This is a genomic window from Ruegeria sp. CDSC051, from assembly GCF_059610665.1.
This window is the reverse complement of sequence record NZ_JBXWOC010000005.1, coordinates 167,213-184,261: the sequence shown is the minus strand read 5'-3', so window position 1 is coordinate 184,261 and position 17,049 is coordinate 167,213. Positions and strand designations below refer to the sequence as shown.

The 17,049-nt window shown below is 56.9% G+C and carries 16 protein-coding genes and 2 tRNA genes; 7 read left to right on the top strand and 11 right to left on the bottom strand.

What is annotated here, in order from left to right:
• Positions 1 to 23: 23 nt before the first annotated feature.
• Together AC2FH0_RS13560 and hisF are read right to left on the bottom strand one after the other, a co-directional pair.
• On the bottom strand, positions 24 to 341 hold the full coding sequence (locus AC2FH0_RS13560) for a phosphoribosyl-ATP diphosphatase (protein WP_142636868.1): 318 nt from the start codon (positions 339 to 341) through the stop codon (positions 24 to 26).
• Complete coding sequence (hisF, locus tag AC2FH0_RS13555) at positions 338 to 1,099, bottom strand: imidazole glycerol phosphate synthase subunit HisF (RefSeq protein ID WP_271949509.1); 762 nt, start codon at positions 1,097 to 1,099, stop codon at positions 338 to 340. The genes AC2FH0_RS13560 and hisF overlap by 4 nt, the downstream gene beginning before the upstream one ends.
• Before the next feature lie 170 nt (positions 1,100 to 1,269).
• Between hisF and AC2FH0_RS13550 the strand changes: the two genes are divergently transcribed.
• Positions 1,270 to 1,662 (top strand): DUF302 domain-containing protein, encoded by a 393-nt coding sequence (locus AC2FH0_RS13550; protein WP_496690916.1) that lies wholly within the window; start codon positions 1,270 to 1,272, stop codon positions 1,660 to 1,662.
• Position 1,663: 1 nt separating this feature from the next.
• Here AC2FH0_RS13550 and hisA read toward each other — a convergent pair whose 3' ends face one another.
• Positions 1,664 to 2,383, bottom strand: coding sequence for a 1-(5-phosphoribosyl)-5-[(5-phosphoribosylamino)methylideneamino]imidazole-4-carboxamide isomerase (gene hisA / locus AC2FH0_RS13545; RefSeq protein ID WP_496690915.1), 720 nt, complete (start codon positions 2,381 to 2,383; stop codon positions 1,664 to 1,666).
• Between the two features lie 134 nt (positions 2,384 to 2,517).
• Here hisA and AC2FH0_RS13540 point away from each other — a divergent pair, with 134 nt between their 5' ends.
• Positions 2,518 to 2,925, top strand: coding sequence for a DUF2147 domain-containing protein (locus AC2FH0_RS13540; protein WP_496690914.1), 408 nt, complete (start codon positions 2,518 to 2,520; stop codon positions 2,923 to 2,925).
• A gap of 4 nt (positions 2,926 to 2,929) precedes the next feature.
• Here the strand turns inward: AC2FH0_RS13540 and hisH are convergent, their stop codons facing one another.
• Entirely contained in the window at positions 2,930 to 3,568 is a 639-nt protein-coding gene (gene hisH, locus AC2FH0_RS13535; protein WP_496789575.1) for an imidazole glycerol phosphate synthase subunit HisH, read from the bottom strand.
• Complete coding sequence (gene hisB, locus AC2FH0_RS13530) at positions 3,569 to 4,156, bottom strand: imidazoleglycerol-phosphate dehydratase HisB (RefSeq protein WP_142636880.1); 588 nt, start codon at positions 4,154 to 4,156, stop codon at positions 3,569 to 3,571.
• Between the two features lie 154 nt (positions 4,157 to 4,310).
• Here hisB and AC2FH0_RS13525 point away from each other — a divergent pair, with 154 nt between their 5' ends.
• A complete protein-coding gene (locus tag AC2FH0_RS13525; RefSeq protein ID WP_142636899.1) occupies positions 4,311 to 4,550 on the top strand; it encodes an Lrp/AsnC family transcriptional regulator in 240 nt (79 codons plus the stop codon).
• Here AC2FH0_RS13525 and AC2FH0_RS13520 read toward each other — a convergent pair.
• From AC2FH0_RS13520 to AC2FH0_RS13510, 3 genes are all read right to left on the bottom strand, one after another.
• Positions 4,547 to 4,702 carry a hypothetical protein gene (locus tag AC2FH0_RS13520; RefSeq protein ID WP_185956685.1) on the bottom strand — a complete coding sequence of 52 codons (156 nt, stop codon included), beginning with the start codon at positions 4,700 to 4,702 and terminating at the stop codon, positions 4,547 to 4,549. The two genes, AC2FH0_RS13525 and AC2FH0_RS13520, sit on opposite strands and share 4 nt — an antisense overlap.
• 56 nt (positions 4,703 to 4,758) lie before the next feature.
• Positions 4,759 to 4,833: transfer RNA gene (locus tag AC2FH0_RS13515), tRNA-Gly, on the bottom strand.
• A 33-nt stretch (positions 4,834 to 4,866) separates the two neighbouring features.
• Positions 4,867 to 4,941 (bottom strand) — tRNA-Gly (locus AC2FH0_RS13510).
• 201 nt (positions 4,942 to 5,142) lie between these two features.
• Here AC2FH0_RS13510 and AC2FH0_RS13505 point away from each other — a divergent pair.
• Together AC2FH0_RS13505 and AC2FH0_RS13500 are read left to right on the top strand one after the other, a co-directional pair.
• A complete protein-coding gene (locus AC2FH0_RS13505) occupies positions 5,143 to 5,526 on the top strand; it encodes an MAPEG family protein (RefSeq protein ID WP_496690910.1) in 384 nt (127 codons plus the stop codon).
• Between the two features lie 226 nt (positions 5,527 to 5,752).
• A complete protein-coding gene (locus AC2FH0_RS13500; protein WP_496694808.1) occupies positions 5,753 to 6,583 on the top strand; it encodes a hypothetical protein in 831 nt (276 codons plus the stop codon).
• Between the two features lie 53 nt (positions 6,584 to 6,636).
• Here AC2FH0_RS13500 and AC2FH0_RS13495 read toward each other — a convergent pair whose 3' ends face one another.
• Complete coding sequence (locus tag AC2FH0_RS13495) at positions 6,637 to 10,074, bottom strand: pyruvate carboxylase (RefSeq protein WP_281994913.1); 3,438 nt, start codon at positions 10,072 to 10,074, stop codon at positions 6,637 to 6,639.
• A 601-nt stretch (positions 10,075 to 10,675) separates the two neighbouring features.
• Positions 10,676 to 12,463, bottom strand: coding sequence for a sensor domain-containing diguanylate cyclase (locus AC2FH0_RS13490; RefSeq protein WP_142635191.1), 1,788 nt, complete (start codon positions 12,461 to 12,463; stop codon positions 10,676 to 10,678).
• Between the two features lie 181 nt (positions 12,464 to 12,644).
• Here AC2FH0_RS13490 and AC2FH0_RS13485 point away from each other — a divergent pair, with 181 nt between their 5' ends.
• The gene (locus tag AC2FH0_RS13485) at positions 12,645 to 15,041 is read left to right on the top strand and encodes an ATP-dependent helicase (protein WP_496789573.1); all 2,397 of its coding nucleotides are present in this window, start codon (positions 12,645 to 12,647) and stop codon (positions 15,039 to 15,041) included.
• Between the two features lie 394 nt (positions 15,042 to 15,435).
• Here AC2FH0_RS13485 and AC2FH0_RS13480 read toward each other — a convergent pair whose 3' ends face one another.
• Positions 15,436 to 15,660 (bottom strand): DUF1127 domain-containing protein, encoded by a 225-nt coding sequence (locus AC2FH0_RS13480; protein ID WP_496708769.1) that lies wholly within the window; start codon positions 15,658 to 15,660, stop codon positions 15,436 to 15,438.
• Positions 15,661 to 16,578: 918 nt separating this feature from the next.
• Between AC2FH0_RS13480 and mraZ the strand changes: the two genes are divergently transcribed.
• The gene (gene mraZ / locus AC2FH0_RS13475) at positions 16,579 to 17,046 is read left to right on the top strand and encodes a division/cell wall cluster transcriptional repressor MraZ (RefSeq protein WP_246097158.1); all 468 of its coding nucleotides are present in this window, start codon (positions 16,579 to 16,581) and stop codon (positions 17,044 to 17,046) included.
• The last annotated feature ends 3 nt before the right edge of the window (positions 17,047 to 17,049 follow it).

Sequence of the window (17,049 nt, the reverse complement as noted above, 5' to 3'; positions counted from 1 at the left end):
ATAATGGATCGACAACACCTGCGTCACCCCTTGGGTCGCGCGGCCTTTTCCGCGATGCCGCTGGTGCCCTGACGCCGGGCCAGTTCGGCCAACACATCATCCAGCGCCACATCGCGCGCGGCCAGCATGACCAGCAGGTGATACAGTACATCCGCCGCCTCTGAGGTCAGCTTGGCCTGATCGCCCTTAACCGCCTCAATGATGGCCTCAACCGCCTCTTCGCCGAATTTTTCGGCGCATTTCTCGGGGCCTTTGGCCAACAGCTTGGCGGTCCAGCTGCCTTCAGGATCCGTCCCTTTGCGGGCCTCAATCGTTTGGGCCAGCTCGTGCAGAATGCTCATGTAAGCCTCATCGGGATGCCAGCGGCGGCCATGTGTTCCTTGGCCTCGCGGATGGTGAATTCGCCGAAGTGAAAGATCGATGCGGCAAGGACAGCGCTGGCACCGCCTTCGGTGACGCCTTCGACCAGATGATCCAGAGTTCCAACCCCGCCCGAGGCGATCACTGGTACATTGACAGCATCCGAAATGGCGCGTGTCAGAGGCAAGTTGAACCCGGCTTTGGTACCATCGCGATCCATCGAGGTCAGCAGAATTTCACCCGCGCCCTTGGCGACGACGGTTTTGGCGAACTCGACCGCGTCGATGCCAGTGGGCTTGCGTCCGCCATGAGTGAAAATTTCCCACTTGCCGGGGCTGACGGTTTTGGCGTCGATGGCACAGACGATGCACTGGCTGCCGAATTGATCGGCGGCTTGGGCGATCACATCCGGGTTTGCCACTGCCGCCGAGTTGAAGCTGACCTTGTCTGCACCCGCCAGCAAAAGAGCGCGCACGTCTTCCTTGGTCCGCACGCCGCCGCCAACGGTCAGGGGTACAAAGCACTGTTCCGCTGTGCGCTGCACCACATCGAACATGGTCCCGCGGTTTTCATGGGTGGCATGGATGTCCAGAAAGCAAATCTCGTCAGCGCCTGCCGCGTCATAGGCCTTGGCGGATTCCACCGGGTCACCCGCATCGCGCAGGCCAACAAAGTTAACACCTTTGACAACGCGGCCATCGGCGACATCCAGACAGGGTATGATACGGGTTTTCAGCATCTCTCGTCCTTTGTTGGCGCACCTCTAACGGCAAAGCCCCGCCGATGCCAGACTTGTGATTGTCACAACTCTGGAACCTGTGAAAACTGTCCCCAATTCATCAGGAGATCAATGAGATGCGTAGACTCTTTTTAGCAACCACTTTCATTTTCGCAGGAGCAGCTGCCGCAATGGCTGACGATATCATCAAGATGAAGACCGACAAATCGGTGACCCAGGCGCTGGACGCGCTTGAGACGGCGATTGGCAACGCGGGTGCAACGGTTTTTGCGCGGATCGACCACGCCGCCGGAGCTGAAAAGGTCGGAACGCCGATCCCGCCCAATCAGGTGCTGATTTTCGGCAATCCTGCGCTGGGTACGCCTGCAATGCAGATCGACCCCCGTGCCGGACTGTTCCTGCCGCTCAAGGTGCAAGCGTATGAAGATGCCGACGGTCAGGTTTGGCTGATCTATGAAGATCCAAAAGAGACGATGGATGAGTTCGACGCGGTCGAAAACTCTCCCATCATCGAGAAAATGCGCGGGGCGCTGGCAAAGCTGACTGCGGCTGCCGCGCAGTAAATCAGGTCAGGGCGCGAATGGCCTCTGCCAGGTCAATCGCGCCGTCATACAGCGCCCGGCCGGAAATCGCGCCGTTCAGTTCCACACCGCAATCACGCAGAGCAATCAGATCATCCAATGAGCTGACGCCGCCTGACGCGATCACCGGGATCGATACGGCACGGGCCAAGTCCGCGGTGGCCTCAATGTTAGGGCCCTGCATCGCGCCATCGCGGTTGATATCAGTATAGATGATTGCAGCAACGCCGGCATCCTCGAAGCTGCGCGCCAGATCAGTGACCTGCACATTCGTCTCTTCAGCCCAGCCTTTGGTCGCGACCATGCCGTTGCGGGCATCAATGCCAACGGCAACTTTGCCGGGAAAGGCTTTGGCCGCCTTGCGCACCAGATCCGGGTTCTCGACCGCGATTGTGCCCAGAATCACTCGGGCCAGACCTTTGTCGATCCAGGTTTCAATGGTGGCCATGTCGCGGATACCGCCGCCAAGCTGGGCGGGAACGTTGCATTCCTTCAGAATTGCCTCGACTGGGGCGGCGTTGACCGGCTCACCGGCAAAGGCACCGTTCAGGTCAACCAGATGTAGCCATTCGCACCCCGCGTCGACAAAGGCACGGGCCTGGGCGGCGGGGTCTTCATTGAACACGGTCGCTTTGTCCATTTCTCCGCGCAGCAGGCGCACGGCCTGTCCGTCTTTGAGGTCGATGGCAGGATAGAGGATCATGTTGTCAGGCCTTGAATCGCTGTTTTCCCGGCGGGATATCGCACAGGCAGGGCAGGGGATGCAACGCGACGCAAAGTCAATCTTGCCCCACGTCCACCAGCGCGCCAGAGTGCTGGTCAAATAGGGAGGATTTTATGAAGAAAACAACTTTTGCAGCAGCCTTGGGGCTGGCATCTCTGATTTCGGGAGCGGCGACGGCCGACCCGGTTGATGGTCTTTGGAAAACCCAACCCGGAGACACCGGCGGATATCTGCATGTTTCGATCGCCGAATGCGGAAGCGCGATTTGCGGTACCATCGATACCGCTTTTGACAAAGACGGGAATGAACAGTTGGAATATGAAAACCTCGGCAAGCAGATCATCTGGGATATGGTGCCCGATGGCGACGGCACCTATGGCGGGGGCAAGATCTGGGCTCCGGACAGAGACAAGACCTACAGCTCGAAAATGACCCTGGACAGCCAGAACAAACTGACCGTCAAAGGTTGTGTTGCGGGTGGATTGGTGTGTCGCGGGCAGGACTGGACACGGGTTCAGTAACCGCTCAGGGCGTCCAGGTCAGGAAATTCCCGATCATGCGCAGGCCAACATCCTGACTTTTCTCAGGATGGAACTGCATCCCGACCATAGTGTCACGGCCAATCACGGCCGTGACGTCCTGACCGTAATCCACATAGGCCAGACGCAGTGCCGGATCGCTGACCCGGAAATGGTATGAGTGGACGAAATAGGCGTGATCGCCTGACTTGACCCCGGCAAAAACCGGGTGGTCGCTTTCCAACACCAGATCGTTCCAGCCCATATGGGGCACTTTCAGCGATCGGTCTGACGGCGCGATCTGCACCACATCCCCAGCAATCCAGTCCAACCCATCGGTGTCAGTGTACTCATGACCTTTCGAGGCCATCAGCTGCATACCCACGCAGATACCCAGAAATGGGCGGGCTTTCTGCTCGACCGCTTCGACCATCGCGTCATAGATACCCTTGTGCCCGCGCAGCTCGGCCGCGCAGGCAGGGAAAGCGCCGTCACCGGGCAGCACCAGCCGGTCGGCGCGCGCCACGACATCCGCGTCTGAAGTTACTACGACCTCGCCGGCGTCCAGTTCCCGCGCCATGCGCTGAAACGCCTTTTCAGCGGAATGCAGATTGCCGCTTTCATAGTCGATAATGGCGGTGAGCATTTACAACGCGCCCTTGGTCGACGGAATCGCATCTGCTTTGCGCGCATCGGTCTCAACCGCGTCGCGCAATGCGCGCGCGACAGCTTTGAACGCCGCTTCTGCGATGTGGTGGCTGTTGAACCCGTGCAACTGGTCGATATGCAGCGTGATGCCGCCATGAGTGGCCAGCGCCTGAAAGAACTCGCGCACCAGTTCAGTGTCGAAGGTGCCAATCTTGGGTGTCGGCAGGTCTACGTTCCAGATCAGAAACGGTCGCCCTGACAGATCCAGCGCACAGCGCACCTGTGCATCGTCCATCGGCAGGTGACATTCGCCATACCGCCGGATGCCCTTTTTGTCGCCCAAGGCCTGTGTCAACGCTTGCCCCAGTGCGATTCCGGTATCCTCGACCGTGTGGTGGTCGTCGATGTGGTAATCGCCCTTGGCGCGGATCGTCATGTCGATCAGAGAATGGCGCGCTAACTGATCCAGCATGTGGTCAAAGAAACCGACGCCGGTCTGATTGTCATACTGGCCAGTCCCATCCAGATTGACCTCGACCGTGATCTCGGTTTCGGCGGTCTGACGGCTGATCTTTGCGCTGCGCATGGGCGAATTCCTTTTACTACAGGCGTGCTTATAGACGGGGTAGGGCGGGTTGATCCAGACCATCCGTCGCAATCGCCGCAAACTGTTGCAGGGGATTGCGCCCGGGCGCAGCCCATGTCAGCCTGCGGCCAACTCAACCAACAAGGCCCGGCCCATGTCCACCTGTGTTTTCATCCAGATCCGCTGCAAACCCGGCACCACTTACAAGGTGGCTGAAGAGATCGCGTTGCGCGAAATCCACTCGGAGCTCTACTCTACCAGCGGCGAATATGACCTGCTGCTGAAGCTTTACATCCCCGAGGCCGAGGATGTGGGACATTTCATCAATGAAAATCTGCTGGTGATCTCGGGTATAGAACGCTCGCTGACCACAATGACGTTCAAGGCCTTCTAGCCCTGCTCAAACGTTGTCACGCGGAAGATTCGGTCCGGGTCGTGATCGGAGTACTTCGGCGCGGTGTCAAAGACGTTCTTATGCGCCGTCCGCGCGGCCAATGTGAAGGTGGCTTTGTTCGGTTGCGGCATATGAACATATACGCGGGTCATGCTTTTTCAGCAGGCCGCGCCATAAGAAAACAGCGTTGAGTGAGAGGGTTTGTATCTGGAGCGGGCGAGGCGATTCGAACGCCCGACCCTAACCTTGGCAAGGTTATGCTCTACCCCTGAGCTACGCCCGCATCAGATACATATTTGGTCCGGAGACCTCTCAATGGAGCGGGCGAGGCGATTCGAACGCCCGACCCTAACCTTGGCAAGGTTATGCTCTACCCCTGAGCTACGCCCGCGCCGTTGAGTGAGGCGTGAAGTATTAATTCTGGCGGAAAGCTGCAAGGGGAAAAACGCGACTTTTGCAAAAAATCTTCTCGTGCGGAGGAAATCCAGACAGACTTGACCTCGCGTAGCAGCAGCCCGGTTCAACTGGACCGGTCGAGATTCCGCGTTAAGCTTTGCCCAGAGCTTAGGAATATTAATAGACGGAGCCACCCATGCTGACAATTACACCGGTTTATGCGGCATTAGCCGCCTTTTTGTATCTGGCGCTGAGCCTTCGGGTCATTGGCCACCGACGGGGCGAAAAGGTTTCCTACGGGGATGGTGGCAAGGGGCAAATGATCAAGGCGATCCGAACTCATGGCAATTTCGCGGAATACGCGCCGTTTGCGCTGTTATTGATGGCGATGGTTGAATTGCAGGGCGCCAGCGGGTTGCTGTTGAACCTGTTGGGATTGGCCTTGCTGGGTGGTCGCCTGCTTCATGCATATGGGTTTGGCAGGTCTCCGCAGATCGTTATCCTCAGGCAAATCGGAATGCTGCTGACATTTGGTTCAATCCTCGTAGCTGCAATAGCCAATATTGTGCTGGCGGTGTGAGCGCGGTGGGTCGCTCACGCCGAAAAAGGCCACCGTTTTACCCAAATTCAATTATTAACTAACTGTCAACGTTATCTCAGGTGCTTGATTTTGTGGTATCTGCTGCCACTGCTCAAGAAGGACAGGTGAATAATATGAAGCGGTTCTTGTTACTTTCGCGTGTAGTTGCACCTCATTTCTGCTGCTTGGCGCTGTAAGCTTTGTGGCAGTTGTTGCCGCACCTGATATGGCCATCGCCAAAAATGGCGGCGGCAATGGCGGTGGCAAAGGCAATGGTGGTGGAAATGGGAACGGCGCGGATAAGTCTGGCGACAAGTCCTCACAGGTGAAAGGTGGCAAGTCCTTGGGTAAAAAGGGGACGGGCAAAGGGTTGCTCGCCAGTCTTGGCCTGAAAAAGCAAAAAACTGCCAAAACGGGCGCTACGACTCAAAAGAAAAACGGGCTGGTCGCTTCGATTGGTAATCTGGTCAAGGGCAATAAGAAACCTGCCAAGATGACCAAAGTTACCACTGCTGTCGTTGATGAGAAGCCGGTTCACCCCAACAAGCACGGCAAAATTGCATCGGAGCTTAAAGGTCTGAACGCGGCCCATGCCAGCCAAACGGCTCTTATGAATGCGTCCCCGAACAGTATGCCAGGAAAGCTGTACTCTTATCAGCAGAACATCCTTGGTCATACCGACGCGACGACAGATCTGCAGGATAAGAACGACGATCTGGAAGACCTGCAGGAACTGACCGCAGAAGAGATCGAAGAGGCCTATGAGCCGACCGAGGACGAGCTTGCCGAGGGCATCACCGCTCAGGACAAGTACGACGAAGCGGTCGAAGAGGCTGAGCTGGCTGTAGAGGAGGCCGAGACAAACCTGGCCGGATCTTCTGACCCGCAAGAGGCTCTGGATACTCTGACCGGCGGTCGCGAGTTGTCTAACGACGCCCTGAACGAGCTGCACGACCTGCTGGGTCTGCCGGCGCTTGCGGATTATGATGTTTTTGATGATGAAACAGAAAAGGAGTTGGTCGAAGATGAGGTTGAAGAAGAAACCGTAGACGGCTGAACCTTAACCCAATGAAATGGAAAAGGCGCGCCCCAGAGGCGCGCCTTTTTTTGCTATTCCAGCTCGATCAGCAGGTCCTTGGCGTCAATTTGGCCGCCTGGCTGAACGTGGATGGCTTTGACTACGGCGTCCCTTTCGGCGTGAATGCCAGTCTCCATCTTCATGGCCTCGATGGTCAAAAGCATATCGCCTTCTTTGACCTCTTGTCCCGCAGTAACCGCAACGGTTGCCACGACACCCGGCATCGGTGCGCCGATATGTGCGAGGTTGCCGATTTCTGCTTTGGGTCGGGCCTGCGTGGTTGATGTCACCAAACGGTTTGGCACCCGGATCACACGGGGCTGACCGTTCAGTTCAAAGAACACTTTGACCTCACCATTTTCATCGGTTTCACCGATGGCCTGACAGCGAATTTCCAGAGTCTTGCCGGGATCGATTTCCGCGGCGATCTCTTCGCCGGGCTCCATTCCATAGAAGAATGTGCGCGTGGGCAGGGTGCGGACGGGGCCATAGATCCGATGGCGACCCATGTAATCAAGGAACACCTTGGGATACATCAGGTATCCGTTCAGATCCTCGTCGTCGACCTCTTTGCCGTCCAGTTGTTTGGACAGTTCGGCGCGCGTTTCCTCCAGATCGACCGGGGGTACGTCTTTGCCGGGGCGGTCAGTGTTGGGGCTTTCGCCCTTAAGCGCCTTGCTGATGATCGCATCAGGGAACCCGCCCGGAGGCTGCCCCAGATTGCCGCGCATCATGTCGATGACCGAATCCGGGAAGGCCACGTCCGAGTCCGGGTTTTCGACATCGGCGCGCGTCAGCCCTTGGCTGACCATCATCAGCGCCATATCGCCAACCACTTTTGACGAAGGCGTGACTTTGACGATATCGCCGAACATCTGGTTCACGTCCGCATACATCTGCGCCACTTCATGCCAACGCTCTTCCAGGCCAAGGCTGCGCGCCTGAGCCTTGAGGTTAGTGAACTGGCCACCGGGCATCTCGTGCAGATATACCTCGGATGCAGGGGCCTGCAGGCTGGATTCAAAGGCCGCATACTGGCCTCGGACCACCTCGAAATAGTCGCTGATTTCGCGGATGGCCTTGATGTCCAGACCGGTGTCGCGTTCCGTATGGCGCAGCGCTTCGACCACAGTGCCCAATGTCGCCTGAGAAGTGTTGCCACTGAAGCTGTCCATCGCGCAATCCACTGCGTCCACACCCGCCTCGGAGGCGGCCAGAATGGTGGCGCTGGCGATACCGGCAGTGTCGTGCGTGTGGAAGTGGATTGGCAACCCGACCTCTTCTTTCAGCGCACGAATCAAAATCTTGGCCGAGGCTGGTTTCAGCAGGCCGGCCATGTCTTTCAGGCCCAGAATATGAGCCCCGGCATCGCGCAGCTCTTTCGCCATGCCAACATAGTATTTTAGGTCATATTTGGCACGGTTCGGGTCCAGAATATCGCCAGTATAGCAAACGGTGCCTTCACAGATTTTACCGTTCTCGACCACCGCATCCATTGCGACACGCATATTTTCGACCCAGTTGAGAGAGTCGAAGACGCGAAACACGTCGATATTTTCTGACGCCTGACGAACGAATTCCTGCACCACGTTGTCGGGGTAATTGGTGTATCCAACCCCGTTTGCACCGCGCAAAAGCATCTGGGTCATCAGGTTCGGCATCACCTCGCGCAGGTCACGCAGACGTTGCCACGGACATTCCTGCAAGAACCGATAAGCCACATCGAAAGTGGCGCCGCCCCAGCATTCGACGCTGAACAGCTGCGGCAGATTGGCCGCATAGCTTGGGGCCACTTTGATCATGTCGATCGACCGCATTCGCGTCGCCAGCAGCGACTGGTGCCCGTCGCGCATCGTGGTGTCGGTGATCAGCAACTGGCGCTGAGCCTTCATCCAATCGGCCACCGCCTGCGGGCCCTTTTGTTCTAGCAGGTTGCGGGTGCCCATCTGCGGTTCACTTTTCAGGGCCGGGGCCTTGGCCTCTTTCAGATCGGTACGCGGTTCGGGACGATCCTTGGTTTCGGGATGCCCATTCACGGTGATATCCGCAATATAGGTCAGAACCTTGGTGCCCCTGTCACGGCGTCGTTTAAAGGTGAACAGCTCGGGCGTCGTGTCAATGAACTTGGTGGTGTATTCATTCGACAGGAAGGTCGGGTGTTTCAGCAGGTTGATGACAAAGTCGATATTGGTGCTGACGCCACGAATACGGAACTCGCGCAGCGCTCGGTCCATTCGCGAAATCGCGGCCTGTGGCGTCGGGGCCCAGGCCGTGACCTTGGTCAGCAGAGAGTCGTAGTACCGCGTGATTACACCACCCGCATAGGCCGTGCCGCCATCCAGGCGAATACCCATGCCAGTAGCCGAGCGGTATGCGGTGATGCGACCGTAGTCGGGAATGAAGTTGTTCTGCGGGTCTTCGGTTGTGATCCGGGTCTGAAGGGCATGACCGTTCAGGTGCACATCCGCTTGGCTGGCGGCGCCGGTGGCTTCGGCCAACGATTTACCCTCGGCGATCAGGATCTGTGCCTGCACAATGTCGATACCTGTGACTTCCTCGGTGACGGTATGTTCCACCTGAACGCGCGGGTTCACCTCGATGAAGTAGAACTTGCTGGTTTCCATATCCATCAGGAACTCGACGGTGCCTGCGCATTCATAATTTACATGGGCGCAAATCTTGCGGCCCAGTTCGCAGATTTCCGCGCGCTGTTCTTCGCTGAGATACGGGGCAGGCGCGCGTTCTACGACTTTCTGATTACGGCGCTGGACCGAGCAGTCGCGCTCATACAGGTGGTAAATTTCGCCATGTTTGTCGCCCAGAATCTGCACCTCGACATGACGGGCGCGGATAATCATTTTTTCCAAATAGCCCTCGCCATTGCCAAAGGCAGCCTCGGCTTCACGGCGGCCTTCCAGGACTTTTTCTTCCAGTTCGTCCTCGGATTCGATTGGGCGCATGCCGCGGCCACCTCCGCCCCAGGATGCTTTGAGCATCAGGGGATATCCGATCTCTTTGGCTTGTGACCGGATCGCGTCCATATCGTCGCCCAGCACTTCGGTCGCTGGGATCACCGGAACTCCGGCGGCGATGGCCACGCGGCGGGCGCTGGCCTTGTCGCCCAAGGCGCGCATGGTTTCGGCCTTTGGTCCAATGAAGGTGATCCCGTTCTGGACGCAGGCATCCACGAAATCTGGGTTTTCCGACAACAAGCCATAGCCCGGGTGGATGGCATCCGCACCACATTCCTTGGCCACGCGAATAATCTCGTCAATGCTGAGGTAAGCGGCAACCGGCCCCATCCCCTCGCCGATGCGATAGGCCTCGTCCGCCTTGAAACGGTGCAAGCCAAGCTTGTCCTCTTCCGCATATACGGCGACTGTGCGTTTGCCCATCTCATTCGCAGCGCGCATCACGCGAATAGCAATCTCGCCGCGGTTGGCGATCAGGATCTTGTCGAAATGTGTCATATCAGGTCCCGGTCCTGTTTGTTTGGCGAACTTCTAGGCGAACAATACGCGCAGGTATATCGGTGATTTGGGTAGAACCGGCATGTTAACGCTCGCAAACGCCTCCTGTTGGTGAATGCTTGATAGCCTTGCTGCGCTGCGGCATCAAGACTGGTGAATTGCGGCTTGATTTGGCGTGTTCATTAAAGACTTTTTGGCCACGGTCGGCAGGTGCTTTCCCAAGTTTCGACATAGCAGGCAAGTTGCGCGCATGGTCGTGCCGGGTGCCGAGCCGATTGACTTCAAGCACGTTGGAAATGAAAGGCCTGACCGTGTCCGGTTATCGTGGATGTGCAGCCCCGAGAGGTTTTGGGCAGATCGTTTGCGTACCGCTTGCCTCAAATCATTGCGTCACTTCTTTATCCGATCCTCTGAAAGATCACCGACCGTTTATGAGTCTGGGGATTGTGCCGCTCAAAAGCGATAGGGCTGGCTAGGACGGTTGGCAAGATCGCGATGTGGCCAAGATCTTGGAGAAAGCTAACAAGTATAGAAGTGGCTACCTTGCCCGCGCAGTCAGGCGCCGGGTAACTGGAGTTTTTGCTAAGTATTAGCTAGAGCTTCACGCCGCCGCGACTGGGCCTGAAGTCCGAACCTTTTGGCCGTTGCTATCAGCGGACCCGGTTTCGGTTGGCGTTCCCTTGGCGACTTGCACCTGATTGCGTCCTTTGTCTTTTGCCATATACAGCGCGTCATCGGCGGCGCGCATCAAATCTTGCGGCATGGTTCCATGCGCCGGGTAATGCGATACACCAACCGAAATCGTTATTCGCGGCAGCGACTTGTCACCGTATCGGACCGAGACCGCTTCGACCGACTGCCGTAATTTCTCGGCACGGCTCACCGCGTCATCCGGGGTGTTGTCCGGCAAGATCAGCATGAATTCCTCACCACCAATACGGCAGGCAACCTCGTCCCGGTCACAGCCCTGTTCCAAGGCGGCTCCGACTGCGCGCAGCACCATGTCGCCTGCATCATGGCCATGAGTGTCGTTGAACTTCTTGAAATGATCGACATCAACGGCGATCAGGCTCAGCGGTACACCGGTCTGTTGACTGCGTGAAATAGACTTGCGCAGGGTTTCCGTCATATGACGACGGTTGAACAGTCCGGTCAAAGGATCACGCACGGACTGGTCGTGCAGCTGATCGCGCATCCTCACATTTGCAATGGCCATGCTGATCTGTTCAGCGCAGAGCTGCGCCAGTTTCCTGCTGACGTGAAACTCTTCTTCGCAGTTTTCATGTGCCCGAAGATGCAACAATCCAACCGTCTCGCCATGAGCCAGAATCGGAAAGCAGAAATATTGGCGCCCGTCATGCGGTTCGGCATGCTCGCAGATGAAGTCAATCTCTGAGGCGCCGAATTCATATGTGCGTCCTCGGCGCAGGCCCCAGCAACCCTCTGGGTGGATATGTGCCTTATGGGTGCCGCCGTTCCAACTGGCGCAGCCATCAAGCACATCGCGCGAGTTCGAGTAGACGTAAACGCTGCCCTCTGCTTCGGGCAGGATATGGGTCATAAAACGTGAGACCATGTCGAACAGCTCATCCAGAGAACGGCTGGATTGCAGCCACTCGTTCAGCTCCCCTAGCAGCCGCACCTCACGCGCCAGCCGCAACTGGTCAGCCATCAGATCACGCTCTTTCTCGGATTGTTTGTGCAAAGAGCGCAGTTGCGCCCGGTTGGTCCTGTAGGTCACCAATGACACCATCGCCAGCGCCAACAGGGCCACACCGCTTAGAACGATCAGCGAAATTCTCAGCCGGGTTATGAAGGTCGCCCGCAAATCCGAGATATCGGTAAAAAACTCTATCGCACCGATGAAGCGACCGTTTTTTGTAACCGGCATAAAGACTTTGACTATGTGATGCGCACTGGAGTTCTGAATGTTGCCTGTGTGCAAGTCCAGGCCGTCAATCTCGGATAGGGGCACAACCTCTTGTAAATAGTACACCATTCCCCGGGCAACATCGGCGCGAAAGAACGCGCTGTCTTCGCGCAGGCCGACCTCACCTTGACGAGTGGACCAGACCACGCGTCCACTCGTGTCGAACAACCTGAACCGGTAGACATCCGATGCTTCGGGCATCGAGGTCAGAAACTCTGCGTCATGCCCGTCTATATGGCCGGTTCGCAGCGTTGTTTCGGGGTCTTCAAGATGCAAAACAACGCGGCGTTTCCACAATTCTGACTGTTTGAGGATATCTGTCCGCAGCATCCGTTCCACCAAGGGCGCAGGAAGCCTATAGACACCCCAGCCCGCTCCAATGGCGAGGCTGATCAGCAATAGGGTGATCCCGGTCCATTTGAGTCGATGATTGATCGTCCCCCGCTCAGCCAATGCCATATCCATATGCTCCCAAACCTTTGGGCCAAGCATCTGACCTAAGGCTTTACAGAGAGTTAATGGCATCAGTCGAACACCGCTTCATTTGGTTAGAATTGAACGCGAGGAAAATCTTAAAAGCTTGTGAACAAGCCGTGAACAAAGCCTTTCCCTTTGCGCCCATCCGGCGTAGTTTAAGCGTATGAGCAGTTTTGACGAAATGGACGCCTTCGAGGGCGCATCGCTGTCGGCGCGGGCGATGCCTGCGGTGGCTGCCGACTATTTGAACGACCTCAACCCGGCACAGCGCGAAGCGGTCGAGCGGCTGGACGGTCCGGTTTTGATGCTGGCAGGTGCCGGCACGGGCAAGACCAAGGCACTGACCGCGCGGATCACCCATCTGCTCAGATCGCATCGGGTACGCGAGAACGAGATTTTGGCCGTGACCTTCACCAACAAGGCCGCGCGCGAGATGAAAGAACGGGTCGGGCGCATGCTGGGCCGACCTGCCGAAGGGATGCCGTGGCTGGGAACGTTCCACGCGATCTGCGTCAAACTGTTGCGCCGCCATGCCGAACTGGCGGGCCTCAAGTCGAATTTTACCATTTTGGATACGGATGACCAAAAGCGCTTGCTCAAGCAACTGACTCAGGCAGCCAATATCGACGACAAACGCTGGCCTGCGCGGATGCTGGCCGGGATCATTGATGACTGGAAAAACCGCGCGCTGACGCCGGATAGAGTGCCTGCTGCGGATGCCGGAGCTTATAATAACAAAGGAATTGAGCTTTATGCCCAATACCAGACCCGCCTGCGTGAGCTGAATGCGGTGGATTTCGGCGACCTGCTGTTGCACATGGTCACGATCTTTCAAACCCATCCGGATGTTCTGGAGCAATACCAGCGCTGGTTCCGCTACATCCTTGTGGACGAGTATCAGGATACCAACGTCGCCCAATATCTCTGGCTGCGTCTGCTGGCCGGGGGGCATAAGAATATCTGCTGTGTTGGCGATGACGATCAGTCGATCTATGGCTGGCGCGGGGCCGAGGTAGGCAACATCCTGCGGTTCGAGAAAGATTTTCCCGGTGCTTTTGTCGTTCGGCTGGAACAGAACTACCGCTCGACCCCGCATATTCTGGCGGCGGCTTCGAACGTTATTCGGGGCAATGAAAGCCGGCTGGGCAAAGAACTTTGGACCGACAGAGAAGAGGGTGAAAAGGTTCGCCTGATTGGCCATTGGGATGGTGAGGAAGAGGCGCGTTGGATCGGAGAAGAGATCGACGCGATGCAGAGCGGGACGCGTGGCGTGCGCCCGATGAACTTGGACGAAATAGCCATCCTCGTGCGCGCCTCGCACCAGATGCGCGCATTTGAGGACCGGTTCCTGACCATCGGGATGCCCTACAAGGTGATCGGCGGGCCACGGTTTTATGAGCGGATGGAGATTCGCGATGCCATGGCCTATTTCCGGCTGGTGGTCAGCCCCGAGGATGATCTGGCGTTTGAGAGGATCGTGAACACGCCCAAGCGCGGCCTTGGTGACAAGGCGCAGCAGACCATTCAGGTGGTGGCGCGTGAAAACGGGGTCTCCCTGGTCGAAGGCGCGCGGATCGTGGTCGAGCAGGGGTTGATCAAGGGCAAGGGCGGCAAGGCGCTGCGCGAGTTGATCGACGGGCTGGCTCGGTGGAATGCGATGACACGCGGACCACGTATCGAAGTGGATGATGACACCGTCATTGATGACGGGGTGTCTCCGATCCGCTATGGCGCGCCCGAGCACACGCATATCGAACTGGCGCAGATCGTGCTGGACGAGTCCGGCTATACCGCCCATTGGCAGAATGAGAAAACGCCCGAGGCGCCGGGGCGGCTGGAAAACCTCAAGGAACTGGTCAACCAGCTGGACAATTTCGAGAACCTGCAAGGGTTTTTGGAACATGTCAGCCTGGTCATGGACAATGAAAAGGAAACGGACGGGGCAAAGGTCTCGATCATGACGTTGCATGCGGCCAAGGGGCTGGAGTTTCCCGCCGTGTTTCTGCCGGGTTGGGAGGACGGGTTGTTCCCGTCGCAGCGGTCGATGGACGAGACCGGAATTAAGGGGCTCGAAGAGGAACGGCGTCTAGCCTATGTGGGCATCACCCGTTCCGAAGAGGTCTGTACGATTTCCTTTGCCGCCAACCGCCGGGTGTTCGGGCAATGGCAGAATTCGATGCCATCACGGTTTATTGACGAACTGCCCGAGGAGCATGTCGAGGTTCTGACGCCTCCGGGGCTCTATGGCGGGGGGCAGCCCTCGGCCGGGATCGAAACCCGCGCGGCTGAGGCTAATGTCTATAACTCACCCGGCTGGAAACGGCTGCAGGCGCGGCAGGGACAATATGGCATGTCGCAACCGCGCGAAACCCGCAACACGGTGATCGACGCAACCGCGGTGGCAAGTTTCACGCTGGGTGAACGGGTGTTTCACAAGAAATTCGGCTATGGCGCAGTGGAGGGCATCGAGGGCGACAAGGTTGAGGTCGCGTTCGACAAGGCGGGCACCAAGAAGGTTGTTGCCCAGTATCTTTTTCCGAAGGACGACGTTCCGTTTTAACCAAAAGGAATGCGCCTGACGGCGCATGCTCAATGTTTTGAAAGGCGCCTGGGTGGGCGCCTTTTTCTTTGGGGGAAACGAAAAACGGCGGTTCCCAGGGAGGAGGAAGGAAACCGCCGTTCTTTTCAACACCAAGGCAGGGAGGAGGAGAGCCCCGATGTATCCGAACCCGGGTTTGATCCCGGTATGAGGAAGACGCGGCGACGTCAGGGAGGAGGAGAGACGTCGCCGCGTACTTTCAACATCAGGGCAGGGAGGAGGAGAGCCCCGATGTATCTGCTTCCGGCGTCCAGGGCCGGTATAAAAGGCGGCAACGTCAGGGAGGAGGAGAGACGTTGCCGCAGATTACAGACCCAAGGGAGGAGTAGGGTCTGATCTCTGTATTGCTGTGCGCTTAACGCGCGAATTGTTCTTCTGCGGCCTGCATTGCCAGCCGACGGATCATTGAGCGGTGCAGGCCCAGGTCGGCCAACTCGCGATCGGACAGCTCGGACAGTTCGTTAACCGTCTGGCGGTAGGCCCGATAGCGTGCAAACCGGATCTTTGCGGTTTCGATCATCGAAGCCAGGCCGAATGCCGGAGCGCTTCTCAGAGCGGTTTGTTGTGTTGCTACACCCATCTGCGTAACCCGTTTCGTGTGTTGGTGCCGAAGTGTTTCGGCGTTTGCTTGAGGATGAAAATAAGCAAATGCTGCGATTGCACAATAGTTGACGTCGTCAATGCTGCTATGCAGCAAATGCATGGATATCGAAGAGTTGAATGTTGGCAATCGAATATGCCTTAAAAATATGGGTTTGAGTTGCGCCAAGGGTGTCGCTTCTAATGCGGTTCCACTGAAAACCATAGGATCGTGACGTAAGGTCCGATTGCTTCGGTACGGTTATCGAAGAAGCCGAATGGCTGTGGTCGTGCGTATATGGGAAATCGTGGGTTCAGGTGGTTTTTAGTAACTTGGGAGTGCGTGGGAACCGAGCCACCTTTGTTGATTCGTAGTTTGGAATGGAGGATTTGCTGGCTCTATCTACCGGGAATCGATGAAAGTGAAAAAATGTTGGGAATTCATGGGATGCTCATAATTTCTCTGATTTGTCTATATATGGTTGCTTTGAGGTAGTTGTGTTCTAATTCTGGTGTATAAATAGAGTTTCCATTCATTTTCTTATCGATTACATTGTGAGTTGGGACGTGAGTGTGAGAAATTTTCTATTGATTTCCATGAATTCCCATGCCATCCCTTGGTTATCCGATGAGGACGAGGCACATGGGGCGCTAAACGACCCCGAACCAATAAAATCAGGTTTCATACAGGCATCTCGCTTTCATCAATCAAGAGATCCGGCGCGCGGGCGAGCAGACATCCCCCCAGGTGGCGCGCGCAGCTGGACATCCCGCAAAGCGGGTCAATGCGGCGGGTTGATCAGTGGCAGCAGATCAACCCGCCGTTTTAATTCTGGGGGGAGTGAGAATTTCAAGTGGGGCGCAAGCGAAAGGGACAGTCGTCTTGGCGCGCAGGTTTAGAGGTGAAAGCCACCATAAGGTGGACACGAAGGGCAGGGTCTCGATCCCGGCCTCGTTTCGCCGTGTGCTTGAGGCTTCTGACCCCAACTGGCAGCCCGGTGACAATCCCGAACTTGTAATTGTTTATGGCGACCACCGGCGCAAATTCCTTGAATGCTATACCATGCAGGCGATTGACGAAGTTGACGCCAAGATTGATGCGCTTCCACGGGGTTCAATGCAGCGGAAGACACTGCAGCGCATGTTCCACGGACAATCCTTTCCGACAAACGTGGATGAGACCGGGCGTCTGGTTCTACCCGCCAAGCTGCGCAGCAAGATTGACCTAGAGGGTGAAGCCTTCTTTATTGCCGCTGGGGACACGTTCCAGATCTGGAAGCCTGAAACCTACGAGTCTGATGAATTGGCGGCGGCCGAAGAATGGCTGGATGATCAGCCCGAAGATTTTGACCCTCTGGTGTTCCTTGATGGCGTCGGGGACGCGTGACGG